This window comes from Luteibacter sp. E-22 (assembly GCF_049913125.1).
GTDB lineage: Bacteria > Pseudomonadota > Gammaproteobacteria > Xanthomonadales > Rhodanobacteraceae > Luteibacter.
This window is the reverse complement of the sequence record NZ_CP183975.1, coordinates 3447065-3471569: the sequence shown is the minus strand read 5'-3', so window position 1 is coordinate 3471569 and position 24505 is coordinate 3447065. Positions and strand designations below refer to the sequence as shown.

Sequence of the window (24505 nt, the reverse complement as noted above, 5' to 3'; positions counted from 1 at the left end):
CCCATGTCCACGTTCCGCTTCGCCCTGGCCCAATTCGATTTCCCGGTAGGAGCCACTGCCCAGAACGCCCGGCGCGTGAAAGCACTGGCCGAGGAAGCGCGGGATCGGCTCGGCGCCTCGCTGGTCGCTTTCCCCGAACTGACCCTTTCCGGCTACCCACCGGAAGACCTGCTCCAACGCCCGAGCTTCCTCGAAGCCTGTGGACGCGAACTCGCGGCGCTCGCTCCGGAAATCCGCGGTATATCGGCCATCGTGGGCCATCCCGAAACGCGCGGTGAAGTCTTCAACGCGGCCTCGCTGATCCGCGAAGGCAAGGTCGAGTGGACTTACCAGAAACAGGCCTTGCCCAATTACACCGTCTTCGACGAAAAGCGCTATTTCCAGCATGGCCAGGCCACGCGGGTTTTCGTGATCGAGGGCGTGCGCGTCGGCATGCTGATCTGCGAGGACATCTGGGAGGCCGAACCCGCCGCCCATGCGGCGCAAGCCGGGGCGGAGCTGATCCTGGTGATCAACGCCTCGCCCTATGACCGCCGTCAGGCCGCCACGCGCGAGGAATTGTTGCGCCAGCGGGCCACGGAAAACGGGATACCTATCGCCTACGTGAACCTGGTCGGCGGCCAGGACGACCTGTTGTTCGATGGACATTCCTTGCTCGTGCAGTCCGATGGCGAAGTGGTGGCCCGCGCGCCTTCGTTCGAGGAAATGCTGCTCACGGTGGAATACGACACCGAGACGAAGCGCCTCGCGGCGATCGACTGGCCGGCGCGGGACACGCGCTCGCCGGAAGCGATCATGTACGCGGGACTGGTGCGTGGCGTGCGTGACTACATCGGCAAGAATGGTTTTTCAGGCGTGCTGCTGGGGCTTTCCGGCGGCATCGATTCGGCGCTCACGCTGGCGATCGCGGTGGACGCGCTCGGCAAGGACAAGGTCACCGCCGTGATGATGCCGACGGTGTACACGTCGGATCTCTCGTTGCGCGAGGCGAAGGCGCAGGCGGAGCACCTGGGCGTCGAGTACCACGTGTTGCCGATCGAGGGGATCTACGAGGCCTTTACCGGCACGTTGGCGCCGGTATTCGAAGGGCGCGGGCCCGACATCACCGAGGAAAACCTGCAATCGCGTGCCCGCGGCGTATTGCTGATGGCGATGTCGAACAAGACCGGCAAGCTGTTGCTGTCCACGGGCAACAAGAGCGAGATGGCGGTCGGTTATGCCACCCTCTATGGCGACATGTGCGGCGCCTACGCACCACTCAAGGATGTCTACAAGACCACCGTCTACAGCCTCTCGCGCTGGCGTGCGGCCATCGACGGCGCGATTCCGATGGCGGTCATCGACCGTCCGCCGTCCGCCGAGTTGCGCCACGAGCAGACCGACCAGGATTCCTTGCCGCCTTACGACGAGCTCGACGCCATCCTCGAGCATTTCATCGAAGGCGAGGCCTCGGCGGAGGACATCATCGCCGCCGGTCACGACGACGCGACGGTTCGCCGGGTGATCCGCATGGTCTTCATCAACGAGTTCAAGCGCCGCCAGGCGGCACCGGGCCCCCGCGTGACCACGAAGGCTTTCGGCCGCGAACGCCGCTACCCGATCACCTCCGGCTGGCGCTGACTCCCACCGCGAAAAAAAAGTTCTTCGCGAAGATGGGGAAGGCGCGATGCATTTCGGGCTCGGCTTCGCCCTCGCGTTGGGTTGTGTGGGGCGGAGCCGTCGGCCGCCACCCTCGTCGCTCCGGTTACACCGTCGCTCGGGAAGGGAAGCCGCTGCGCGGCCATGTCCGATGGCTGCGCCCCGTCGCGCGCGGAGCGCCGGGCGGGGTTTTCGATTCGGCCTCCGTGCCTCAGCGAAAACGGCCGGCCGTCCAGGCCGGCCCCCTACGGGCTTTTCGCCCGGCGCTCCTCGGTTCCACACCTCGCGTCGAGGGTGGCGGCCGACGGCTCTCTGCACACTGAGGTGTCGTGTGACACAAGCAACACCCGCCATTCGGGTGGCCGTCGCTCTGGTGGGAGCCGACTCTGTCGGCGATGGGTGCTTGCCTCGAACTGGCCCGCTGCCGCGGGATCGCCGACAGAGTCGGCTCCCACCAGGGTATGGCGATCCAACAGGGTGCGGTGCTTGGCGATGTATCGCGGTGTTCCGTGTGCGGTGCGCGCTATGCGGCATGCGACAACCTTCGCTCTTTCGCCTCAACCCACCGCAGTCGTGACTGAGCTGCCGGGCGTCCCCCTCGGCGCGACATGAGGCACCGAGGACGGCCGGGCGGACAAGGCCCGCAGGGGATCGGCCTGGACGGCCGATCGTTTTCGCTGAGGCAGGAGCCGAATCGAAAACCCCCGCCCGACCGTCCGAGCCCGCCGGGGCGCAGCCATCAAACACGGCCGCGCAGCGGCTTCCTTCCCCAAGGGCCGGCGCCGCCTGGCGCGCCGAGGGGGACGCCCGGCAGCTCCCCCGCCACGCACACGGCAAAACGCGAGGGCGAAGCCGAGCCAGACGAAACCCGAATGCGGACGAAGAACCACAAAAAAGCCGGCTTGCGCCGGCTTTCTCGTCGAACCCTCGAAAGGTCAGTGGTGACCCGAGAACGGGATCGCCTTGCGCCAGATCGAGGGGTGGTGCGGCCAGTTCGGGTCCGTGAGGTACGGGTGGTCCGGGTAGTTCAGGGCCAGCACCTGGCGGGTCTGGTCGGCCAGCGGCTTGCGATCCAGGGCGATATAGCTACGCGTGAGGATGGCCAGGGCGTCGGCGGTCTCCGGCGACTGCTGGTAGTGCTCGATCACGTACTGGGCGCGGTCGGCCGAGGCGATGTAGGCCTTGGTGCGCAGGTAGTACTCCGCCACGTTGACCTCGAAACGGGCCAGCTGGTTGCGCAGGAAGATCATGCGCTGGCGGGCGTCGGTGGCATAAGCGCTGTTGGGGTAACGCCGGGTCAGCTGGCTGAAATCGTCGAACGCGGTGAGGTTGAAACCCTGGTCGCGGCGGGTGGAAGCGCTGTTGCCACGCTGCAGGTAACGCTCGATCAGGCCGCCGGTTCGGTCGAAATTGATCAGACCGCGCAGGTAATAGGCATAATCAGCATGCTTATGAGTCGGAAACGTCTTGATGAAGCGGTTGATCGTCGAGTAAGCGTCGTCCGGCTTGTTGTCTTTGTACTGCGCGTACGCGAGTTCGATCTGGGACTGCTCGTTGACGTCGCCTGACGGGAACCGAGCGATGAGGCGTTCATACGCCTTCTCCGCCGCGGCGTAGTCGGAATGCTCCAGCGAGTCGTGGGCAGTGGCATAGAGCCGGTCGACCGGCATCGTGTCGATCGTCTCCTTCTTGCTGCGGAACATCGAGCAGGCGCTCATCGACAGGGCGAGGACGAGCAGAATGGTGATCTTGGTTGCACGCATTGAGAGAGTTCGGATGCTTGAGCGAAAGGGCATGATAGCCGAAACCGGCCGTGGGCCGGGCGGGGCGGTATGACGACGGTCAGACATGAGGCCACCGTGCCGGTGGCGGCGGCGGGTCGGCGTTTCGACCAGTCCCTGGCCGAGATGTTCCCCGATTACTCCCGATCCCGCCTCACGGGTTGGATCAAGGAGGGCAAGGTCCTGCTGGATGGGGCCCGGGTGGCCCCGCGCCACCTGCTCCGGGGCGGCGAGCAGGTGAAACTCGAGGTCGAGCTGGAAAGCGAGGTGGATGCCCAGCCCGAGGATATCGCGCTGGATATCCGCTACGAGGACGACGACCTCATGGTGGTGGACAAGCCCATGGGGCTGGTCGTCCATCCCGGGGCGGGCAATGCCGCCGGGACCATGCTCAACGCCTTGTTGCACCACAATCCGGCCCAGGCCGAGTTGCCGCGCGGCGGTATCGTCCATCGGCTGGACAAGGACACCGCCGGCCTGATGGTGGTGGCCAAGAGCATCGCGGCGCATACGGCGCTCGTGGCGATGCTGTCCCGGCATGACGTGCACCGGCAGTACGAGGCCGTGGTGCTGGGCACCATGGTGGCCGGCGGCACGGTGGACCAGCCCATCGGAAGGCACCAGCACGACCGCCTGAAGCAGGGTGTGCGCGACGTGGAGGACGGCGGCAAGGAGGCGGTCACCCACTATCGCGTGCGCGAGCGTTTCCGCGCGCACAGCCTGATCCAGTGCAACCTGGAAACCGGCCGTACCCACCAGATCCGCGTGCACATGGCCCATCTGGGCCACCCCCTGGTCGGTGACCAGCTCTACGGCAACGGGCTGCGCCTGCCGCGTGGCGCCAGCCAGGAGTTGATCGACGCGCTGCGCGGTTTCCGCCGCCAGGCCCTGCATGCCGAGAAGCTGGCTTTCGAGCATCCCGTGACAGGGGAATACCTCGAGTTCGATTCGCCGCGTCCGGCCGACCAGGAGGCGCTGATCGAGGCGCTTCGCGCCGATACCGTGCTGCATCCGATCGAGGACTGAGCATGGAAGGCGCCTGGATCGTCCCGGACTGGAAGGCCCCGGCTCACGTACATGCCGCCGTATCCACGCGGCAGGGATCGGGTATTTCCCAGCCACCGTACGACCGGCTGAACCTCGGGCTGCGCTCGGGTGACGATCCCGCCGCGGTCGTGTCGAACCGGGAGGCCCTGGCGGCGGCCCTGGACCTGCCCGGACCGCCGCTATGGCTACGCCAGGTGCACGGCACCGAAGTGGCCGAAGCCGGCGTGGAGGATGGCGACGACGAACCGGTGGCCGATGCCGCCGTAGCGCACGGACCCGGCAAGGTGCTGGCGATCCTCACCGCGGATTGCCTGCCGGTCCTGTTCGCCAGCGCCGACGGCGGCACGATCGGCGCGGCGCATGCCGGCTGGCGGGGGCTTGCCGCCGGCGTACTGGAGAACACCGTGGCACGGATGGGCGGGCCCGCCGGTTCCATCCTCGCGTGGCTGGGCCCGGCCATCGGCGGCCCGTCCTACGAGGTGGGCGCGGAGGTGCGAGCGGCCTTCGTCGAGGGCGACCCGGGCGCGGAGGAGGCCTTCGCGCCGACACGGCCGGGGCATTGGCTATGCGACTTGTACGTGCTGGCGAGGCGTCGGCTGGCCGCGATCGGGGTGACACGGATCTCCGGCGGCGGCTTCGATACGTACCGGGACGAACGGCTGTATTCGTATCGGCGCGACGGCGCGGTCAGCGGACGGTTCGCATCGTTGATCTGGACGCGCTGACGCGGCTCAAGGCGCCGTCATCGGCGAGGGTACGTAGATCTCGGGCTTCACCCGAGCCGGTTCCGTCAGTGCGTGCAGGAACGCATTGCGCCATGTGGTGATGTCGTTTCGCTCCAGCACGTCCATCATCGATTGCCAGCGCATGCGCCGTTCCTTCTGTGGCATCTCCAGTGCGCGTTTCAGCGCCTCGGACACCTCGTCCAGATCGGAAGGGTTCACCAGCAGTGCCGCATCCAGTTCCTGCGCCGCGCCCGCGAAGCGGGACAGCACGAGCACGCCAGGATCTTGCGGGTCCTGGCAGGCGACGTATTCCTTCGCGACGAGGTTCATGCCGTCGCGGAGCGGGGTGACCAGGCCGACCTTGGCCACGCGGAAATAACCCGCCAGCACCTTGTGCGCGAACGACTTGTTCACGTAGCGGATCGGCACCCAGTCCGGTTCGGCGTATTGCCCGTTGATATGGCCCGCGCTGCGCTCGAGCTCCCGTCGCAGCGATCGGTATTCCGGCACGTCGGAGCGCGATGGCGGCGCGATCTGTAACAGCGAGACGCGGCCGCGCATCTCCTTGTGGTCGCGCAGCAGGCGGGCGAATCCCTCGAAACGCTCGGGCAGGCCTTTCGAATAGTCGAGGCGGTCCACGCCGATGATCAACGAGCGGTCGTCGATCGAGGCCCTGAGCTTGGCGACCGCGCCACTGTCCTCGGCGCGATGCGCGAGTTCGACGGCCTCGGCCGTGTCGATGCTGATCGGGAACACGCCGGCGCGGAAGATCCGTCCGTTGGCGGCGCGGATGCGCCCACCCGTGCGCATGGCGGCGCCGAGTTCATGCAGGAAGTAATCCTCCAGCGCGCGCAGGTCGCGTTGGGTGTGCAGGCCCACGAGATCGTACGACGCCAGCGGCTCCAGCAGTTCGCGATGACGGGGCAGGGTGATCAACAGGCCGGCCGCAGGGAGCGGCGTATGCAGGAAGAAGCCGATCTTGTTCTCGACGCCGAGTTCGCGAAGCATCGCCGCGAGCGGAATCAGGTGGTAATCGTGGACCCAGACGATGTCGTCTTTCCTGATCAGCTTCGCCACGCGCTTGGCGAAGACGCGGTTGACCCGCAGGTAGCCTTCCAGGTGGTCGCGCCGGTAATCGACGAGGTCGGCCCGGTAATGGAACAGGGGCCACAAGGCGCGGTTGGCGAAGCCGCTGTAGTAGTCGTCGTGGTCCGCCTTGGACATGTCGATGGTCGCGTAGCTGATGTTTCCGTCCTGGACCTCGTGCACTTCCTTGCCCGTCTCGGCGGCGAGGTTGCCGCTCCATCCGAACCAAAGGCCTCCCATCTCCTGCAACGCCGCGTTCATGGCGGACGCGAGGCCGCCGGTTTGCGTCTGCTTGGGCAGTGCCACGCGGTTCGATATGACAACTAGTCGGCTCATCGTGCCCTTGCGGCTCCTTGCGTCAGCGTGGCCTTCACGGAATCCAGCCAAGCATGAACGGCAGCCGGGCTAGGCAATGTGAACGTGGCGTGCGAGGGCGTCCGTGTGCCGACGCGAACGGACGCGCCACCGCGTTCGTTGACCACGGCGAAGGCGTGTTCGTCGGTGAGGTCGTCGCCGAGGTAGACCGGCGTGCGGCCGCGGAAGGGCGGCGAGTCGAGGAAGGCGGCCACGGCCACGCCCTTGTCCATCCCACGCGGCTTGAACTCGTAGACGTAGCTGCCCGGTTGCAGTTCGAACCCGGGGAAACGCGCCGCGATGGCCGGTGCGATCCGTTCCAGTTCGTCCGCGCGCTCGGGATGCTCGCGGCAATGCAGCGCCACCGACCAGCTCTTGTCTTCCACGCGCACGCCCGGCAGGGCCGCTGCGATGTCGTGGACGATCTCGCGTAGCCGGGCCAGTTCGCGTGCGTCCACGGGAACGGTGCTCGTGCGGCCCTCGCCGTCGCGCCGTTCGAGGCCGTGCTGCCCGGCGGCGGCCCAGGCGGTCCTGCCGAAGATGCGGTCGAGGCCGGCGATGGCGCGGCCGCTGACCAGGGCCATGGCGCCCCCCAATGCCTGGTTCAGCGCATCCAGGGTGTCGAGCATTCCGGGCGGCGGGAACACGGCTTCGGGATCGTCGGCGAACGCCAGCAAGGTGCCATCGGCATCGAGGAACAGCGCCGTGTCCGGCGTGACGAGGTCGACGGGCGGCGGAGGCAGGGTGTCGCGGGCGGCTGTCACGAGAGCTCCATCTGGCAGCGATTCCGCCAGAATGCCTTCCATTACGTGAAAAAAGTGATGCGCTGTTTCCTGCCCCGGCGTTGAAGGCGCATGCTTTCACCCGCATCTGTGTGGCCAGAGGCGGTCGCGGGGAGGGCCCGGGGCGCGCCAACACCTTTGGGAGAAAAACCTGATGCGAATGGACAAACTCACTTCGCGGTTTCAGCAGGCGCTGGCGGATGCCCAGTCGCTGGCCGTCGGCCGCGACAACAACATCCTCGAACCGGTGCACGTGCTCGCCGCGCTACTCGATCAGCAGGGTGGCTCCACCGCGCCACTGCTGACCCAGGCGCAGGTCAACGTGCCTGCGCTGCGCCAGCGCATGGGCGAGATCCTCGACCGTCTTCCGCGGGTCAGTGGCCAGGAAGGCAACATCAGCCTGGGCAACGACCTCAATCGCCTGTTCAACCTCACCGACAAGCTCGCGCAGCAGCGTGGCGACCAGTTCATCGCCAGCGAGTTGTTCGTGCTGGCGGCACTGGAGGACCGTGGCGAGGTCGGTGGCGCCCTGAAGGCCGCCGGTGCCACCAAGGAGCGGATCGAGGCGGCCATCGACAAGCTGCGTGGTGGCGAGAAGGTGCAGTCGGAGAACGCCGAGGAGCAGCGCCAGGCGCTGGAGAAATACACCATCGACCTCACCGAGCGTGCCGAGGCCGGCAAGCTCGACCCGGTGATCGGCCGCGACGAGGAAATCCGCCGCACGATCCAGGTATTGCAGCGGCGAACGAAGAACAACCCGGTACTGATCGGCGAGCCGGGCGTGGGCAAGACCGCCATCGTCGAAGGCCTGGCGCAACGCATCGTCAATGGCGAAGTGCCCGAGGGACTGCGCGACAAGCGCGTGCTTTCGCTCGACATGGGAGCGCTGATCGCCGGCGCGAAATTCCGTGGTGAATTCGAGGAACGCCTCAAGGCCGTGCTCAACGACCTGTCCAAGCAGGAAGGCCAGGTGATCCTCTTCATCGACGAATTGCACACCATGGTCGGCGCCGGCAAGGCCGATGGCGCGATGGACGCGGGCAACATGTTGAAGCCCGCGCTGGCGCGTGGCGAACTGCACTGCATCGGCGCGACCACGCTCGACGAATACCGCAAATACGTGGAGAAGGATGCCGCTCTCGAGCGCCGCTTCCAGAAGGTGTTCGTGGGCGAACCCAGCGTCGAGGACACGATCGCGATCCTGCGTGGCCTGAAGGAACGCTACGCCGTGCACCATGGCGTGGAAATCACCGATCCGGCGATCGTCGCCGCGGCGACGCTTTCCGCCCGTTACATTCCGGACCGCCAGTTGCCCGACAAGGCCATCGACCTGATGGACGAGGCCGCCTCACGCATCCGCATGGAAATCGATTCCAAGCCGGAGGAACTCGATCGGCTCGAACGCCGGCTGATCCAGCTCAAGATCCAGCGCGAGATGCTGAAGAAAGAACAGGACGACGAATCGAAGCAGCGCCTGGCGACGCTCGAGGCCGACATCGAGAAGCTCGACCGCGAATTCTCCGACCTCAACGAGGTATGGAAGGCGGAGAAGGCCGCGCTGCAGGGTGCCACGAAGATCAAGGAGCAGATCGAGCAGGCTCGCCTGGAGCTGGAAGCCGCCCAACGCCGCCAGGATTACGGCGCGATGAGCGAGATCCAGTATGGCCGGCTGCCGGCGCTGGAAGCCCAGCTCGCCGCCGCGCAGAAGGCGGAGCAGCAGGACTTCACCCTCTTGCAGGACCGCGTCACCGCCGAGGAAATCGCCGAGGTGGTCGCGCGCTGGACCGGCATCCCCGTGGCGAAGATGCTCGAAGGCGAGCGCGAGAAACTCCTGCACATGGAAGACGCGCTGCATGCGCGCGTGGTCGGGCAGGACGAGGCGGTACGTGCGGTGTCCGATGCGATCCGGCGTGCCCGTGCCGGCCTATCCGATCCGAATCGTCCGTATGGCTCGTTTCTGTTCCTTGGTCCGACGGGCGTGGGCAAGACGGAGTTGTGCAAGGCCCTTGCCGATTTCCTCTTCGATACGCAGGACGCGATGGTGCGCATCGACATGAGCGAGTTCATGGAGAAGCACTCCGTGAGCCGGCTGGTCGGCGCGCCTCCGGGTTACGTCGGCTACGAAGAGGGTGGCTACCTCACCGAGGCGGTGCGTCGTCGTCCTTACAGCGTGATCCTGCTCGACGAGGTGGAGAAGGCCCATCCGGACGTCTTCAACATCCTGCTCCAGGTGCTCGACGACGGGCGCCTGACGGATGGGCAGGGCCGCACGGTGGACTTCCGCAACACGGTCATCGTGATGACCTCGAATCTCGGCTCGAACCTGATCCAGGAACAGGCGGGCGATAGCGAGGCCGACTACCTGCAGATGAAGGCATCGGTGCTGGGCGTGGTGCAGGCGCACTTCCGTCCGGAATTCATCAACCGCCTGGACGACCTCGTGGTGTTCCGTCCGCTGGACAAGAAGCAGATCCGCTCGATCGCGCGGATACAGCTGGATTACCTGGCGAAGCGCCTGGCCGATCGCCAGCTGTCGCTCGACCTTACGGACAAGGCGCTGGACTTGCTGGGCAGTGCGGGCTTCGATCCGGTGTACGGCGCGCGTCCGCTTAAGCGGGCCATCCAGCAGCAGCTGGAGAACCCATTGGCGCAACGCATCTTGCAAGGTGTCTTCTCGCCGGGGCAGACCGTGCGTGTGGATTCGGACGGGAACCACCTGACGTTCGCGGCAGCCTGATATCGCCGACAGGGTCGGCTCCCACCAGACACTCGATGCCTGGCGGGAGCCGCCCGTATTGGCGGAAGCCGCCCCTGTCGGCGATGCTTCATGCCTTACCTTGTGGGAGCCGCCCCCTGTCGGCGATGCTTCGTGCCTTGTGGGAGCCGACTTGTCGGCGATGCTCTCCCCTCCCGCCGCCCGTCCGTCAGAACCGGAATCCCACCTTCGCGTAGTAATACCGCCCGTTGAATCCAAACGGCGACAGCGCCGAATACTGCAGCCCGCTGAAGTAATCCTCGCCACTGTTGGTCGGCTTCACCCGCTGCGGATACTGGTTGGTGACATTGTCCACGCCGAGGGTGAAGTTCCACTGGTCGATGGTGTAACCGCCGGAAAGGTTCAGCAGCCATCGTGCGGGAAAGACCTGGTCGGTCGTCGGATCGGTGTTCACCCGTGTGACGGAGCCATAGCGGGTCAGGTCCGCGTGGGCGTTGAACCCGTCGAGCGTCCAGTCCGCACCGAACAGGAATTTCGTGCGTGGCGTGGCCTTGGTCAGGATGCCCTGGCTCGAACGGCCGAACAGTTCGATCGGTCCGGATGAATTGGCCTGGAGCACGGCCGGCGTCTCGCCCACCGAGAGCACCTTCACCTTGTTGTAGTTGCCGCTGGCCAACAGGTTGAACTGCCCGAATGCCGTCGTCGGAATGCGGTAGTTCAGCACGAGGTCCGCGCCGCGGGTGCGCGTGGTGGCGGAGTTGGCGAAGTACTGCACCGCGGTCACCTGCTGTCCCGGTACCACGCTGTTGAAGTACGCCGCGAGCAGCGGATCGGTGAGGCTGATCGTGTCGGAGTATAGGATCTGGTTCCAGATGCGGATCTGGTAGATATCCAGCGTGGCGCTGAAGTCGGCCGTCGGCTCCCACACGGCGCCGATGCCGTAGTTGGCGGATTTCTCCGGTTTCAACGGTTTGGAACCGAGTGCGATGGCCGCGGGATCGGACGTGCGATAGGTACCCGTCTGTGCGAGCTGTCCCGTGCTGGGATCGATGATCGTCACCACCGACTGGTAATTCTGCTGCGCGAGCGAAGGCGCGCGGAATCCGTTCGAGATCGTGCCGCGCAAGGCGAAGGTGGGCGTGAACTGGTAACGCGCCGACAGTTTGCCCGAGCGCGTCGAGCCCGCGTCGCTGTAGTGCTCGTAGCGGCCGGCGACACCGGCGGAGAACTTATCCGTGACATCGGTCTCGAGATCGACGTAGGCCGCTTCGCTGTGCCGCGTGAAGCTGCCTGCTGCGGCGGGCGAGAGTCCGGGAAAGACCTGCGCGCCACCCGCGTAAGGCGTGTCGGTGCCGGGAATCAAGGTGCCCTGGTTGAAGTAGTAAGACTCCGGATCGCCTGCGTCGATCTGGTATTTCTCCTTGCGGTATTCGGCACCGAAGGCGAGGGTGAGTGGATTGGGCAGCCAGCCCACGCTGAAGTCCTTGCCGATATCGATGTTCGCCAATGCCTGCGAGTTCTTGAACGTTCCTGCATTGAAGTACGTGGGCGATGCGCCGGTGGAATAGAACAGGTTGGTGTTGACACTGTTCTGCACGTCGAAGACGAGATCGTTGATGCCGTAGTTGCCCGATGCATCCCAGCGCCATCCGCCGTCCGTCACGCCCTTCACGCCGAGCACGGCGGTGGAGTCGTTGGTGTGGTTGACGATCTGCGGGAGGAAGCCGTCGGGATAGATCTCGGGCACGTTGCGCGCGTTGGCCGCGCCGCGGTAATAGCCGTTCGAGGTGACGTCGCGGCGGCTCAGGCTGAGGTAGCCGTAGAGGTCGACATTGCGCGCCAGCTCGTACTGGAAGTTGGTCAGCGCCTGGTAGGTCTTCACCGCCGGATCGCCATAACGCTGGTGGGCGACGTTGCCGTCGGCGGCTTCTTCCGGCGTGAACAGGCTTACCGGGGAGGCGCGGTTCGTGTTCATCGAGTTCTGGTAGCTCCAGGCCAGGCGCAACCAACCTTTCGCGTCCGCACCCTTGCCGCCGAGGTCGACGCCGACCGAGCCGTCGATGCCGTTGGTCTCGCCATCGCCCTTGTCCATGATGCCGTAGTTGGCGTTGATGGAATTCTTCCCGGGCCCCGCGCCGTGCTTGAGCACGATGTTGATGACGCCGGCGATGGCATCGGAGCCGTATTGCGCGGCGGCGCCGTCACGGAGGACCTCGATGTGATCGATCGCCGAAATCGGGATCGAGTTGAGGTCGGCCGGTGCCGCGCCACGACCCACGGAGTTGTTGTAGTTGACCAGGGCGGACGTGTGGTAACGCTTGCCATCCACGAGCACGAGCGTCGCGTCGGGCGAGAGCCCGCGCAGGCTGGCCGGGCGCACGGCGTCGTTGCCGTCGTTGATCGCCGGGCGCGGGAAATCGAGCGAGGGCAGCAGGCGGCCCAGCGCGGTCGCCAGATCGGTGCTTCCCGTGGACGTGAGATCCTTGGGCGACAATACGTCGATGGGCGAAAGCGAATTGGCCTCGGTGCGCGTGGTGCTGCGCGTGCCGGTCACCACCACCTGGTCGAGTTGTCGGGCCTCCTTGGTATCCGGCGGCGGCGCCGCATCCTGGGCGTAACCGGGCGTCACGATCATGAGGCCGAGGGCGGGTAGCCAGAGGCTGGCCGACGGCTTGCGTCGTAGGGTCTTACCTGTCGTCATCGATGGTCCCCAAGGCGAGCTACGGCACGCGGAGCGGGAGTGCCCCGCGGACGCGGCGGGAAAGCCGCGTTGGGATGACGCTATGCATGCTTGCTGCGATGCGTCAACACATTCGTCATGAATGCGCCATCGTGGGGAAATAATCGCGTGCTAGGCCTCGTTTTCATTGGTTTGGCACGAAACTGGCTCTTACAGCCATTTTGGTGCAATGCAAAATGAGTCAGGCGCTTTCGCGGGTTGAATCGCCGACAGGGTCGGCTCCCACCAGAAGCTCGCCGGACTTCATCCCCGATGGGTGGCTTCATGCCTGCCTGGTGGGAGCCGACTCTGTCGGCGATAGGTCCTCCAGGAATTGAAAAACCGGCCCCCACCCCGATAATGCCGGCCTGATACCGAGAGACCCGCCCCATGCCCATCTACGAATTCCAGTGCCAGGCCTGTGGCCACCGCTTCGAACGCTTGCAGAAGATCGCCGATGCCGATCCCTCCGCCTGCCCCAGTTGTGGCGAGCCCCGGGTGGGCCGTCTGCTGAGCGCCCCCCAGTTCCGCCTCGCCGGGGGTGGCTGGTACGAGACCGATTTCAAGAAGGACGGCGATAAAAAGCGGAACCTGGTCGAGGGTTCTTCCGGGGCCCCCGCCGGCGCGGCGCCTGCCCCGGCACCCGCTCCGGCATCCGCCGCCGTCCCGTCGGCGGATGCGAAACCGTCCGGCGGCTGAGGCAAGGACCCTTCCGCCTGTTCGGCCGGCCGATCACCTGGGCACTTCCTTACGCCGTGGCGCGGTGTTTTCTTACGGTCCGTTCAAACATCATTGCGGATCCCTCCGATAATTTTGCGTCACACACATCGGAGGTAGGTATGAAACGCATCCTTGGACTGGTCGCCATGCTCGCGCTCGGCGCGGGGCTGTCATTGACTCCGCACGTGGCGCATGCCCAGCGCGGCGGCGACACGGTCAATTGCTATAGCGACAACGGACGCCGTTCCTACTGCCGGGTGCCGTGGCGCGACGCGCGCCTGGTCCGCCAGGATTCCCAGACCGCCTGCATCCGTGGCCGCACCTGGGACATGGATCGTGGCGGCCTCTGGGTGGACGACGGTTGCCGCGGCATCTTCCAGGAAGCCGGTGGCTGGGGTGGCGGTCGTCCGGGCTGGGGCGGCGATGACCGTCCGGGCTGGGGTGGCGGTGGTCGCCCGGGGTGGGGCGGTGGCGGGCAGATCGTTTCCTGCGACAGCGAAGACAACAAGCGGGTGTTCTGTCACTGGCCGATCGGACGCGGCGCGCGGCTCGTCGAACAGACCTCCAAGGCTGACTGCCGCGAGGGCTATACCTATGGCTTCACCCGCGATGGCATCTGGGCCGATCGCGGCTGCCGCGGCAAGTTCGACATCGGCCGCTAAGGCCTCCGCCCGCGCTTGAGGGACCCCGGCTCGTGTTACGATCCGGGGTCTTTTCCCACGCTATTGACCGCCTTCGCGGTAGCCGGAGCTTCAAGCGCATGCGCACCCATTATTGCGGACTCATCGACGAGTCGCTGATCGGCCAGGACGTCACCCTTTGCGGCTGGGTGGACACGCTTCGTCTGCAGAGCCACGTGGCTTTCGTCGACCTGCGCGACCACGAGGGTATCGCCCAGGTGGTGATCGAACGCGATAACGCGGCGGCGTTCGCCGTCGCCGGTGAGTTGGGTTACGAATTCGTCGTTCGCGTCACCGGGCAGATCCGCAAGCGCCTGTCGGCCAACGACAAGCTGAAGACCGGCACGGTCGAGTTGATCGCCGACAAGGTCGAGATCCTCAATGCCGCGCGCGACCTGCCGTTCGCGCTGCACGAGTCGCCGAACGAGGACATGCGGATGACCTACCGCTACCTCGACCTGCGCCGTCCCGAGATGCAGAAGATGATGCGCACGCGCACCGCGCTGGTGCGCGAGTTGCGCCGTTATCTCGACGCCGCCGGCTTCCAGGACATCGAGACGCCCATCCTCACCAAGGCCACGCCGGAAGGTGCGCGTGACTACCTGGTGCCCAGCCGCGTGCACCCCGGCCAGTTCTATGCGCTGCCGCAGTCGCCGCAGCTGTTCAAGCAGATCCTGATGATGGCCGGTTTCGACCGTTACTATCAGATCGCCCGTTGCTTCCGCGACGAGGACCTGCGCGCCGACCGCCAGCCGGAATTCACCCAGCTCGACCTCGAGTTCGCCTTCGTCGAAGAGCGCGATGTCCAGGATTTCGTCGAGAACCTGATCCGCCACGTGTTCCGCGAAGTGCGTCATGTGGAACTCGACGCCGTCTTCCCGCGCATGACCTATGAGGAGGCGATGCGCCGCTTCGGGTCCGACAAGCCCGACCTGCGCATTCCGCTGGAGCTGGTCGATATCGCCGAGGCCGTGAAGCACGTGGAGTTCAAGGTCTTCTCCGGACCGGCCAACGATCCGGCCGGACGCGTCGCCGCGTTGCGCGTGCCGGGCGCCGCCGTCCTGTCGCGCAAGGAGATCGACGGCCTTACCGATTACGCCGCCAAATATGGCGCGAAGGGCCTGGCCTGGCTGAAGGTCGACGACCTCGGCAAGGGCCGCGACGGCATCAATTCCCCGGTGGCGAAGTTCCTGGACGACGCCGCGCTGGAGCAGGTGCTGACGCTCACCGGTGCCGCCACGGGCGACATCGTCTTCTTCGGCGCCGGCGCCTGGAAGACGGTCACCGACTTCATGGGCGCGCTGCGCATCAAGCTGGGCCGCGACCGTGGCCTGGTCGAGAACACGTGGAAGCCCCTATGGGTCACGGATTTCCCGATGTTCGAGTACGACGACGAAGAAAAGCGCTTTGTCGCCCTCCACCATCCGTTCACCGCGCCGAAGGTCGACGATATCGCCGACCTGCGTGCCAACGCGGCCATCGCGGTCAGCCGCGGCTACGACATGGTGCTCAACGGCAATGAAATCGGTGGCGGCTCGATTCGTATCCACCGTCCGGAGATGCAGAGCGCGGTATTCGACCTGCTCGGCATCGGTGCGTCCGAGGCGGAAGCCAAGTTCGGTTTCCTGCTCAAGGCGCTGCGCATGGGTGCGCCCCCCCACGGCGGTCTGGCCTTCGGCATCGATCGCATCGCGGCGCTCATGGCGGGCACGGAATCGATCCGTGACGTCATCGCCTTCCCGAAGACCACCAGCGCGCAGGATCTCATGACCGATGCCCCCTCGCCGGTGTCCGAGCCGCAGTTGAAGGAACTGCACGTCCGCGTCGCCGCCGCGGAGCCGTTGAAGGCCTGATCCTGAACGCGCCGATGACCCTGCCGCTTCCCGAGGTCCTGTTGTTGCACGGCCTGTGGATGCGTGGGTTCGCCATGGCGATGCTGCATCGGCGGTTGCGCGAGGAAGGCTTCCGGGTTCACCAGTTCGAGTACATGAGCGTCGCCGCGCCGCCGGAGCAGGCGATCGGGCGGCTGCGCAAGCGCATCCGCGCCCTCGGTCCGGGCCCGGTACACGTCGTGGGGCACAGCCTCGGCGGCATCCTGGCCCTGCTGGCCTGCCGCGACGACGACCTGCCGGACGGCCGCATCGTCTGCCTGGGTTCCCCCCTCAACGGCAGCGGTGCCGCGCGAGGGCTCACCCACCGCTGGGGCGGCGACATGCTGCTCGGCCGCTCCAAGGAACTGCTCGAACATGGCCTCGATCGCTGGGACGGGCGCCGCGAGGTCGGCATGATCGCCGGAAGGATGCCCGTCGGCCTGGGCGCTTTCGTAGGTGAGCTGGGTGCAGAGCACGACGGCTCGGTTGGCGTGGAGGAAACCCGGCTTCCCGGCCTCACCGACCATTGCGTACTGGAAACCAGCCATACCGGCATGCTCGTATCGGCCGATGTCGCCCGCCAGGTGGTGGCCTTCCTGCGCGAAGGCCGGTTCGACGATTGACCCGTCCGGAGCGCACTTCCGTTAGAATCGCGCCCTCGTCCGTCCGGTAAGTCCAGGAATCGAACATGGGTAGAGGCCCGTCCATCGAAGGTCGCAAGAATGCCGAAGACGCCAAGCGCGCCAAGGTATTCACCAAGCTGATCCGCGAAATCACCATCGCCACGCGTGGTGGCGTACCCGATCCCAACGGGAACCCGCGCCTGCGCGCCGCCGTCGACAAGGCGCTCGCGGCGAACATGACCAAGGACACCATCGAGCGCGCCATCAAGCGCGGCTCGGGTGCCGAGGGCGGCGCCGACATGCACGAGATCCGCTACGAAGGCTACGGCCCGGCGGGTACCGCGCTGATCATCGATTGCGTGACGGACAACCAGGTCCGCACGGTGGCCGACGTGCGCGCGGCGCTCAACAAGCTCGGCGGCAACATGGGCACCACCAATTCGGTGGCCTTCCAGTTCACCCGCGTGGGCCAGGTCGTGGTGCATACCGGCGGCGACGCCGATGTCGAGGCGAAGCTGGAAGAAGCGGCGATCGAGAACAACGCCGAAGACATCGTCATCGAGAACGGCGTCGGCACGGTGCTGCTGGCATCCGATCCCATCGCTGTCGAAGCCATGCGCAAGGCGCTGGTCGCGGCCGGCTTCGAGGTCGAGAGCTCCGACGTGGTGATGCGGCCGAACGGTCCACTGGTCACGCCCACCGGCGAGGCGTTGGAACAATTCGAGAAGCTGCTCGAACGCCTGAACGCGCTCGACGACGTGGACGAGGTCTACCACAACGCCATCCTGCCGGCCCACGACGCGGACGAGGCTTGAGGCCTTACCGGCCCCTTCCTGTCTTGCGCGTAGCATCGCTGCCATGACTCGCATCCTCGGCATCGATCCGGGCAGCCAGCGGACCGGCGTCGGCGTCATCGACGTGTCGGACAGCGGTGCGCTCACCCACGTATGGCATGGTGCCCTGGTGATAGGCGGGGAGGCGAGCTTCCCGCTCCGCCTGAAACGCATATTTGACGAGCTCTGCGGCATCATCGGCACGCACGGTCCGGCGGAAGCCGCGATCGAGCGCGTGTTCATGGCGCGCAATGCGGACTCGGCCCTCAAGCTCGGCCAGGCACGCGGCGCCGCCGTGTGTGCCGTGGTCAGCCAGGGAATCGTCGTGCACGAGTACGCCGCGACCGAAGTGAAACAGGCGGTGGTCGGTACCGGCCGAGCCGACAAGACCCAGGTTCAGCACATGATCGGGATCATCCTCGGCATCAAGGGTCCGCTGCAGGCGGACGCCGCCGATGCCCTGGCGATCGCCATCGCCCATGCGCATACGCGTTCCAGTATCGAGCGCGTGGGCATCCCCCGCACGGCATGGAGACGTCGTCGATGATCGGTCGCCTGCGCGGCACCCTGGTGAGCAAGCAGCCACCGTCCCTCCTCATCGAAGTGGGAGGCGTCGGCTACGAAGTCGATGCACCCATGTCGACCATCTACGACCTGCCCGGAACGGGCAAGGAAGTGATCCTGCTCACCCATTACGCGGTGAAGGAAGACGGCGTGGCCCTCTACGGCTTCCTTCGCGAAGCCGAGCGGGCCATGTTTCGCAACCTGCTCAAGGTAAGCGGCATCGGCGCGAAGATCGCGCTGGCGGTACTTTCCGGCGTGGCCACCGACGAGCTGTCGCGACTGGTCCATGCGGGCGACGTGGTGGCCCTGACCAAGATCCCGGGCATCGGCAAGAAGACCGCCGAACGCATGGTGGTCGAGCTGCGTGATCGCGTGGACGCGGTGGGCGTGCGCCTCCCGGTCAGCGCGCTGGGCGAAGCCGTGCCGGCCGATCCGGTCGGCGAAGCCACCGTCGCCCTGCAACAACTCGGCTACAAACCGGTGGAAGCATCCCGGCTCGTTCAAAAAGCCGCCGCCGAAGGCGATTCCGCCGAGGCCATCATCCGCAAGGCGCTGCGAGCGGCGCTCGGAGGTTGAGAGTGAAAACGGAAAACCCCGCCGAAGATATCCAGCACGCCCACGGCCGCCGCATCGGCGCCCTGGCGCTGGGCGCCATCGGCATCGTCTTCGGCGACATCGGCACCAGTCCCCTGTATGCCATGAAGGAGACCCTGGGAACGCACGGCATGACGCCGCATCCCACCGCGGTGCTCGGCGTCCTCTCGCTGATCTTCTGGTCGCTGATCATGGTGGTGTCGCTGAAATACGTGACCTTCGTGATGCGCGCGGACAACAAGGGCGAGGGCGGCATCATGGCGCTGATGGCCCTGGCCCAGCGCAGCGTCAGTGGCTCGCCCAGGGCTCGCTGGGTGCTTGCGGCGATCGGCATTTTCGGTGCCTCGCTGTTCTATGGCGATGGTGTCATCACACCCGCGATCTCGGTGCTATCGGCTGTCGAAGGCCTGGAAGTCGCCGCGCCACAGCTCGACACCTATGTGCTGCCCATCTGCCTGGTCATCATCATCATCCTCTTCGCGGTGCAGCGACACGGGACGAACTTCGTAGGCAAGGCCTTCGCGCCGGTGATGGTGGTCTGGTTCCTCGTGCTGGCCGGCCTGGGCCTGCGCCAACTCGTGGCCCATCCCCAAGTGCTGGTCGCACTGAATCCCTGGTACGCGGTCACGTTCTTCCTCGAACACGGCAAGCAGGCCTTCATCGCCCTGGGCGGCGTGGTGCTGGCGCTGACCGGTGCCGAAGCCTTGTATGCGGACATGGGGCACTTCGGCAAGAAGCCGATCCGCCTGGCCTGGTTCGCCTTCGTGCTGCCGGCGCTGTTGATCAACTATTTCGGTCAGGGCGCGCTGCTGCTGCACGACCAGGACGCGATCGAGAACCCGTTCTACAAGATGGTGCCGGAGGACTGGCTCTATCCCATGATCGCCCTGTCGACGATGTCCGCCATCATCGCTTCGCAGGCGGTGATCTCCGGCGCGTTCTCGATGACCCGCGAAGCGATGTCGCTGGGTTACTCGCCGCGCATGGCGGTGGTGCATACCTCGCACGAGATGTCCGGGCAGATCTTCGTGCCCTGGGTGAATCGCCTGTTGCTGGTGCTGGTTTTCCTCGCGGTGATCGGCTTCCGTTCGTCGAACAACCTCGGCGCGGCATATGGCATCGCCGTGACGGGCACCATGACGATGACCACGTTGCTGGCGCTGGTCGTCGCCCGCCGCCGTTGGCATTGGCATTGGTCGGCGGTCATCACCGTGGGCGTGATCTTCCTGATCGTCGATATCTCGTTCTTCGGCGCGAATGCGCTGAAGATCGCCCATGGCGGCTGGTTCCCGCTGGTGCTGGGCGTGGTGATCTTCACCATGATGACGACGTGGCGGCGGGGCAGGGAGCTGGTGGTCCGCGAGATCAAGCAGTCCGGCCTCGCCCTCGAACCCTTCGTCGCCAATATCGCCGATCATCCGCCGCTCATCGTTCCCGGTACCGCCGTGTTCCTCACGGCGAACCAGAACTCCGTGCCGCACGCCATGCTGCACAACCTCAAGCACAACAAGGTCCTGCATGAGCGCAACGTCCTGCTGACCGTCGAAATGCTCGAGACGCCCGTGGCGGATTATGAAGAGCGCATGGAAGTGATCGAGTACGGGAACGGCTTCTATGGGCTGCAGCTACGCTACGGCTTCGCCGAAGACCCGAACATCCCGCTGTCGCTATCCCGCGCGGGTTCGTTGGGCCTGGACTTCGACATGATGGACACAACGTTTTTCCTGTCCCGCGAAACCATCGTGGCCGACGCCCGCCGCCCCGGCATGGCCCTCTGGCGCGACAAGCTGTTCGCCTTCCTCGCGCGCAACGCGATGCCGGCGACGGCGTTCTTCCAGATCCCGGGCAACCGGTTGATCGAGCTGGGAGCGCAGGTCGAGATCTGACGGGGAACGCCTGGCACATTCAGGGGCGACGTTCGCGCTCGCGCTCGTGCTCGGCTTCGCCATCGCGGTGATTCTCGTCCGGCCTACGCCTCCCTGCGGAATCGCTCTGGGAACGGCACCCGACGCCTCCCCCTCCGTACGACCCTGCGACCAGTCGATGACGATGCCTTACAGGGGAATCAGGAGGCGCTGCTGGCGATGGCGCGAGCCCTAGGGGGCTGACCGGTCGGGGCGTGGCCTTTCGTGCCGGGCGAGGCTGCTCTTTTCTGGCCGTCCCGCTCGTGAGACCTGCCATAATGCGCGCATGTCAGAGCACCGCATCATTTCCGCCGCTGCCGCCATGGACGACGAGGCGCTGGAAGCCAGCATCCGTCCGAAGCGTCTGGCCGAATATCTCGGCCAGCAGACGGTGCGCGAACAGATGTCCATCTATATCGAGGCCGCGCGGCGACGGGGCGGGGCGCTGGATCACGTCCTGATCTTCGGGCCACCCGGCCTGGGCAAGACCACCCTCTCGCACGTCATCGCCAACGAACTGGGCGTCAACGTGCGCTCCACGTCGGGCCCGGTCTTGGAGCGGGCGGGCGACCTGGCCGCCCTGCTGACCAACCTGGAAGCCAACGACGTCCTCTTCGTGGACGAGATCCACCGCCTTTCACCCGTGGTGGAGGAGGTGCTCTACCCGGCGATGGAAGACTTCCAGATCGACATCATGATCGGCGAAGGGCCGGCCGCCCGGTCGATCAAGCTCGACCTGCCGCCTTTCACGCTGATCGGCGCGACCACCCGGGCGGGCTTGCTCACCGGCCCGTTGCGTGACCGTTTCGGCATCATCCAGCGCCTGGAGTTCTATAGCGTCGACGAGCTGACGGCGATCGTCCGTCGCGCCGCCCGGATCTTCAACATCGATTGCGAGCTGGACGGCGCCATCGAGATCGCCCGCCGTTCGCGCGGTACCCCGCGTATCGCCAACCGGCTGTTGCGCCGGGTACGCGATTTCGCCGAGGTGCGCGGCGATGGCCGGATCACCCATGCGCTGGCCCGCGCGGCCACCGACATGCTCAAGGTGGATGCCGAGGGCTTCGACGACCTCGACCGGCGGTTGCTCAGCACGATCATCGAGAGCTTCGACGGCGGCCCGGTCGGAGTGGAGTCGCTGGCGGCGGCGCTCAGCGAGGATCGCGGCACCCTCGAGGACGTGGTCGAGCCCTACCTGATCCAGCAGGGTTACCTGATCCGCACCGCCCGTGGCCGCATGGCCTCGGCCAAGGCCTGGCGCCACCTCGGGCTGAACCCGCCGCCGCGCCAGTCGGCCTCTCCGGACCTGTTTTCGGGCGACGCATGACCCCGTTTCACTGGCCCGTGCGCATCTACTGGGAAGATACCGACGCCGGTGGCGTGGTCTATCACGCCAACTACGTCCGCTTCATGGAGCGTGCCCGGACGGAATGGCTGCGCGCCCAGGGCATCGATCAGGTCGCCCTGCGCGAGACGACCGGGCTCGGCTTCGTGGTCCGCGACATGCACCTGGACTTCCATCGGCCGGCCCGTCTGGATGATGAACTCCTGGTGACGGTAGCGATCAAAGAACGCCGTTCAGCAAGTATGCTGTTCGATCAGGAGATCGTGCGGGGGGATATGCCGCTGGTGCGCGCCAAGGTGCGCGCCGCGTGCGTGAACCTCGACACGATGCGTCCGGCACAGATCCCGGCGGGTCTGTTTCCCCCCGAATTCCCCTTTACCTAAGCCCCAGATACCCGGCGGAGAGCCTTCAAGCGATGAACGGTGGACTGAACATTTTCAAGCTGGTCTCGGAAGCGAGCCTGCCCGTGCAACTGGTGATGCTCCTCTTGCTGGTGTTCTCGTTCCTGTCGTGGGTGATCATCATCCGCAAGTACAGCCAGCTGAAGACCGCCCACGACAACGCCGAGACCTTCGAGGACCGTTTCTGGTCCGGCGCCGACCTGGCGGCCCTGTTCCGTGAGGTAGGCAACCGCGACGGGCAGCACGGCATCGAGAACGTCTTCGAGGCAGGCTTCCGCGAATTCGCCCGCCAGCGCCAGCGCCGCGTGACCGATTCCAACCGCGTGATGGAAGGCGCCGAGCGTGCCATGCGCGTGGCCGGCACCCGCGAGATCGGCAAGCTGGAGCAGAACCTCGAGTTTCTGGCCAACGTCGGTTCGATCAGCCCCTACGTGGGCCTGTTCGGCACCGTGTGGGGCATCATGGGCGCCTTCCAGGGCCTGGGCGAGATGAAGGACGTGACCATCTCGGTCGTCGCCCCGCACATTTCCGAGGCACTGATCGCCACCGCGATGGGCCTGTTCGCCGCGATTCCGGCCGTGTGGGCGTACAACCGCTACGCCAACAAGGTGGAGCGCATCGCGTCGCGGTACGAGGTATTCCAGGAAGAGTTCTCGTCCGTGCTGCAGCGTCAGATCCACTCCGACGAAACGGTCTGAGCCGGAACGATGGCCATGCGCAACGTCTACCGCCGGCACAAGCGGAAGCTGAAATCCGAGATCAACGTCGTGCCCTACATCGACGTGATGCTCGTGCTGCTGATCATCTTCATGGTCACCACGCCCATGATGAACCTCGGCGTGGATATCCAGCTCCCGCAGACCAACGCCAAGTCCCTGCAAGACAAGAAAGACCCGATCGTGGTGTCGGTCGACGAGGCCGGCCAGATCTACCTGACCGCCAACGGCGCCAAGCGCGAGCCGGTGAGCGCCGACGAGTTCAGGACCAAGATCACGGCCTTCCATAACGCCAATCCGGAACTCCAGGTCCTGGTCGCGGGCGACCAGCGCGTGGGCTATGGCAAGGTCTATTCGATCCTCCCGATCCTTCAGGAGGCCGGCGTCTCCAAGATCGGCCTGATGAGCCAGCCGCAGTCGGCGCAGAATGGAAAACCGTAACGGTACGCCCCGCGCGGTCTTCCTCGCCGCGCTCCTGCACGTCGGCATCGTGGCCTTCCTGGGCCTCGCGATCATTCCGTGCTCGGACTACGAGAAGTGGGCCGAGGCCCTGGGCGTGCCCGCGGAATGGAACCCGTTGAAATGCCCGGCCCCGCTGGAACTGCCCGGCCAGATCATCGAGGCCACCCTCGTCGGCCCCACGGGCAGCCCGCCGCCCAAGGCCACCAAGGTGAAGCCCACCCCAGACACGACGCCGCCTCCGCCGGTGGTGCCGACGCCGCCTCCGCCGCAGCCGGAGAAGCCGAAGGTCGAGACCCTCCCGCCGCCGCCGAAGCAGCCCGACCTGAAGGACCAGGAAAAGGTCGTCGACGACGCGGTGCAGAAGGCCGAGGACGCCAAGCGCCTGCAGGAAGAAAAGCAGCGCCAGCGCCAGGCCGAACTCGACGCCGAGCAAGAGCAGAAGAAGAAAGAGAAGCAGAAGGAGATCGACGACATCTTCAAGCAGCTCGACGCGGCGAAGGCACAGACCAAGAAGGCCGACACCACGAAAAAGCAGGCCGAGCAGCAGTTGAAGGATTTGCAGAACGCCAAGGATGACGGCCTGCCGGACCTGCCGCCCGCGGACCAGAAGCAATCTGGTACCAATGGCCGCGACACTGGCAAGCTGGGCCAGTACCTGGCCGCGATCCAGAACACGGTAACGAGTAACTGGCTGCGTCCGGACAACATGCCCAACGCGTCCTGCCAGGTGCACATCGTCCAGGTGCCTGGTGGCCAGGTGCTCAGCGCCAAGGTCGATTCCAGCTGCCCCTACGATGCCGCTGGCCGGGCATCCATCGAAAACGCCGTGCTGCGCGCCCAGCCGTTGCCCTACCAGGGTTTCGAGGACGTGTTCCAGCGCAACCTAACGTTCACGTTCAGGCCGCAATGATGTAGCGCGCCCCGTCCCGGCGAAGGCCGGGGCG

General features: G+C 65.9%; 21 protein-coding genes. 17 read left to right on the top strand and 4 right to left on the bottom strand.

Going from position 1 to position 24505, the window contains the following annotated elements:
* The first annotated feature begins 3 nt into the window (after window positions 1-3).
* Entirely contained in the window at window positions 4-1620 is a 1617-nt protein-coding gene (locus ACN9M2_RS15535) for an NAD+ synthase (protein WP_426285538.1), read from the top strand.
* A gap of 953 nt (window positions 1621-2573) precedes the next feature.
* Here ACN9M2_RS15535 and ACN9M2_RS15530 read toward each other — a convergent pair.
* Window positions 2574-3401, bottom strand: coding sequence for an outer membrane protein assembly factor BamD (locus ACN9M2_RS15530; protein ID WP_426285537.1), 828 nt, complete (start codon window positions 3399-3401; stop codon window positions 2574-2576).
* Between the two features lie 69 nt (window positions 3402-3470).
* Here ACN9M2_RS15530 and rluD point away from each other — a divergent pair, with 69 nt between their 5' ends.
* Together rluD and pgeF are read left to right on the top strand one after the other, a co-directional pair.
* Window positions 3471-4445, top strand: a complete 975-nt coding sequence (gene rluD / locus ACN9M2_RS15525; protein WP_426285536.1) for a 23S rRNA pseudouridine(1911/1915/1917) synthase RluD — start codon at window positions 3471-3473, stop codon at window positions 4443-4445.
* A gap of 2 nt (window positions 4446-4447) precedes the next feature.
* Entirely contained in the window at window positions 4448-5191 is a 744-nt protein-coding gene (gene pgeF / locus ACN9M2_RS15520; protein WP_426285535.1) for a peptidoglycan editing factor PgeF, read from the top strand.
* Window positions 5192-5197: 6 nt separating this feature from the next.
* Here pgeF and otsA read toward each other — a convergent pair whose 3' ends face one another.
* Both otsA and otsB read right to left on the bottom strand, forming a co-directional pair.
* Window positions 5198-6613 carry an alpha,alpha-trehalose-phosphate synthase (UDP-forming) gene (gene otsA / locus ACN9M2_RS15515; protein WP_426285534.1) on the bottom strand — a complete coding sequence of 472 codons (1416 nt, stop codon included), beginning with the start codon at window positions 6611-6613 and terminating at the stop codon, window positions 5198-5200.
* A complete protein-coding gene (gene otsB, locus ACN9M2_RS15510) occupies window positions 6610-7395 on the bottom strand; it encodes a trehalose-phosphatase (protein ID WP_426285533.1) in 786 nt (261 codons plus the stop codon). The genes otsA and otsB overlap by 4 nt, the downstream gene beginning before the upstream one ends.
* Window positions 7396-7567: 172 nt before the next feature.
* Between otsB and clpB the strand changes: the two genes are divergently transcribed.
* Window positions 7568-10150: an ATP-dependent chaperone ClpB gene (gene clpB / locus ACN9M2_RS15505; protein WP_426285532.1), complete on the top strand. Its 2583-nt coding sequence runs from the start codon at window positions 7568-7570 to the stop codon at window positions 10148-10150.
* 187 nt (window positions 10151-10337) lie between these two features.
* Here clpB and ACN9M2_RS15500 read toward each other — a convergent pair whose 3' ends face one another.
* Entirely contained in the window at window positions 10338-12764 is a 2427-nt protein-coding gene (locus ACN9M2_RS15500) for a TonB-dependent receptor plug domain-containing protein (RefSeq protein ID WP_426287936.1), read from the bottom strand.
* A gap of 474 nt (window positions 12765-13238) precedes the next feature.
* Between ACN9M2_RS15500 and ACN9M2_RS15495 the strand changes: the two genes are divergently transcribed.
* The 13 genes from ACN9M2_RS15495 (at window position 13239) to ACN9M2_RS15435 (ending at window position 24471) form a co-directional block, all read left to right on the top strand.
* Window positions 13239-13547, top strand: a complete 309-nt coding sequence (locus ACN9M2_RS15495; protein WP_426285531.1) for an FmdB family zinc ribbon protein — start codon at window positions 13239-13241, stop codon at window positions 13545-13547.
* Between the two features lie 140 nt (window positions 13548-13687).
* Window positions 13688-14230, top strand: a complete 543-nt coding sequence (locus ACN9M2_RS15490) for a DUF3011 domain-containing protein (RefSeq protein ID WP_426285530.1) — start codon at window positions 13688-13690, stop codon at window positions 14228-14230.
* A gap of 98 nt (window positions 14231-14328) precedes the next feature.
* A complete protein-coding gene (gene aspS / locus ACN9M2_RS15485; RefSeq protein WP_426285529.1) occupies window positions 14329-16101 on the top strand; it encodes an aspartate--tRNA ligase in 1773 nt (590 codons plus the stop codon).
* Between the two features lie 14 nt (window positions 16102-16115).
* On the top strand, window positions 16116-16742 hold the full coding sequence (locus ACN9M2_RS15480) for an esterase/lipase family protein (RefSeq protein ID WP_426285528.1): 627 nt from the start codon (window positions 16116-16118) through the stop codon (window positions 16740-16742).
* 65 nt (window positions 16743-16807) lie between these two features.
* Entirely contained in the window at window positions 16808-17557 is a 750-nt protein-coding gene (locus tag ACN9M2_RS15475; protein WP_426285527.1) for a YebC/PmpR family DNA-binding transcriptional regulator, read from the top strand.
* Window positions 17558-17600: 43 nt separating this feature from the next.
* The gene (ruvC, locus tag ACN9M2_RS15470; protein WP_426285526.1) at window positions 17601-18122 is read left to right on the top strand and encodes a crossover junction endodeoxyribonuclease RuvC; all 522 of its coding nucleotides are present in this window, start codon (window positions 17601-17603) and stop codon (window positions 18120-18122) included.
* Complete coding sequence (ruvA, locus tag ACN9M2_RS15465; RefSeq protein ID WP_426285525.1) at window positions 18119-18715, top strand: Holliday junction branch migration protein RuvA; 597 nt, start codon at window positions 18119-18121, stop codon at window positions 18713-18715. Before ruvC ends, ruvA begins: the two co-directional genes overlap by 4 nt.
* A gap of 2 nt (window positions 18716-18717) precedes the next feature.
* A complete protein-coding gene (locus tag ACN9M2_RS15460; protein ID WP_426285524.1) occupies window positions 18718-20619 on the top strand; it encodes a potassium transporter Kup in 1902 nt (633 codons plus the stop codon).
* A 304-nt stretch (window positions 20620-20923) separates the two neighbouring features.
* Window positions 20924-21964: a Holliday junction branch migration DNA helicase RuvB gene (gene ruvB, locus ACN9M2_RS15455; protein WP_426285523.1), complete on the top strand. Its 1041-nt coding sequence runs from the start codon at window positions 20924-20926 to the stop codon at window positions 21962-21964.
* Window positions 21961-22365, top strand: coding sequence for a tol-pal system-associated acyl-CoA thioesterase (ybgC, locus tag ACN9M2_RS15450; RefSeq protein ID WP_426285522.1), 405 nt, complete (start codon window positions 21961-21963; stop codon window positions 22363-22365). Before ruvB ends, ybgC begins: the two co-directional genes overlap by 4 nt.
* A 32-nt stretch (window positions 22366-22397) precedes the next feature.
* Window positions 22398-23081, top strand: a complete 684-nt coding sequence (gene tolQ, locus ACN9M2_RS15445) for a protein TolQ (protein ID WP_306849579.1) — start codon at window positions 22398-22400, stop codon at window positions 23079-23081.
* Between the two features lie 15 nt (window positions 23082-23096).
* Window positions 23097-23540, top strand: a complete 444-nt coding sequence (tolR, locus tag ACN9M2_RS15440) for a protein TolR (RefSeq protein ID WP_306849581.1) — start codon at window positions 23097-23099, stop codon at window positions 23538-23540.
* The gene (locus ACN9M2_RS15435; protein ID WP_426285521.1) at window positions 23527-24471 is read left to right on the top strand and encodes a cell envelope integrity protein TolA; all 945 of its coding nucleotides are present in this window, start codon (window positions 23527-23529) and stop codon (window positions 24469-24471) included. The genes tolR and ACN9M2_RS15435 overlap by 14 nt, the downstream gene beginning before the upstream one ends.
* The last annotated feature ends 34 nt before the right edge of the window (window positions 24472-24505 follow it).

What these genes read in the sequence shown, in the direction of transcription:
- ACN9M2_RS15495 (WP_426285531.1), top strand. Translation starts at nt 13,239, where the DNA reads ATGCCCATCTACGAATTCCAGTGCCAGGCCTGTGGCCACCGCTTCGAA.
- rluD (WP_426285536.1), top strand. Translation starts at nt 3,471, where the DNA reads ATGACGACGGTCAGACATGAGGCCACCGTGCCGGTGGCGGCGGCGGGT.
- ACN9M2_RS15500 (WP_426287936.1), bottom strand. Translation starts at nt 12,764, where the DNA reads ATGATCGTGACGCCCGGTTACGCCCAGGATGCGGCGCCGCCGCCGGAT.
- ruvA (WP_426285525.1), top strand. Translation starts at nt 18,119, where the DNA reads ATGATCGGTCGCCTGCGCGGCACCCTGGTGAGCAAGCAGCCACCGTCC.
- ACN9M2_RS15475 (WP_426285527.1), top strand. Translation starts at nt 16,808, where the DNA reads ATGGGTAGAGGCCCGTCCATCGAAGGTCGCAAGAATGCCGAAGACGCC.
- tolR (WP_306849581.1), top strand. Translation starts at nt 23,097, where the DNA reads ATGCGCAACGTCTACCGCCGGCACAAGCGGAAGCTGAAATCCGAGATC.
- clpB (WP_426285532.1), top strand. Translation starts at nt 7,568, where the DNA reads ATGCGAATGGACAAACTCACTTCGCGGTTTCAGCAGGCGCTGGCGGAT.
- ACN9M2_RS15490 (WP_426285530.1), top strand. Translation starts at nt 13,688, where the DNA reads ATGAAACGCATCCTTGGACTGGTCGCCATGCTCGCGCTCGGCGCGGGG.
- ACN9M2_RS15480 (WP_426285528.1), top strand. Translation starts at nt 16,116, where the DNA reads ATGACCCTGCCGCTTCCCGAGGTCCTGTTGTTGCACGGCCTGTGGATG.
- ruvB (WP_426285523.1), top strand. Translation starts at nt 20,924, where the DNA reads ATGTCAGAGCACCGCATCATTTCCGCCGCTGCCGCCATGGACGACGAG.
- pgeF (WP_426285535.1), top strand. Translation starts at nt 4,448, where the DNA reads ATGGAAGGCGCCTGGATCGTCCCGGACTGGAAGGCCCCGGCTCACGTA.
- aspS (WP_426285529.1), top strand. Translation starts at nt 14,329, where the DNA reads ATGCGCACCCATTATTGCGGACTCATCGACGAGTCGCTGATCGGCCAG.
- ACN9M2_RS15530 (WP_426285537.1), bottom strand. Translation starts at nt 3,401, where the DNA reads ATGCGTGCAACCAAGATCACCATTCTGCTCGTCCTCGCCCTGTCGATG.
- ruvC (WP_426285526.1), top strand. Translation starts at nt 17,601, where the DNA reads ATGACTCGCATCCTCGGCATCGATCCGGGCAGCCAGCGGACCGGCGTC.
- ybgC (WP_426285522.1), top strand. Translation starts at nt 21,961, where the DNA reads ATGACCCCGTTTCACTGGCCCGTGCGCATCTACTGGGAAGATACCGAC.
- ACN9M2_RS15535 (WP_426285538.1), top strand. Translation starts at nt 4, where the DNA reads ATGTCCACGTTCCGCTTCGCCCTGGCCCAATTCGATTTCCCGGTAGGA.
- otsA (WP_426285534.1), bottom strand. Translation starts at nt 6,613, where the DNA reads ATGAGCCGACTAGTTGTCATATCGAACCGCGTGGCACTGCCCAAGCAG.
- ACN9M2_RS15435 (WP_426285521.1), top strand. Translation starts at nt 23,527, where the DNA reads ATGGAAAACCGTAACGGTACGCCCCGCGCGGTCTTCCTCGCCGCGCTC.
- tolQ (WP_306849579.1), top strand. Translation starts at nt 22,398, where the DNA reads ATGAACGGTGGACTGAACATTTTCAAGCTGGTCTCGGAAGCGAGCCTG.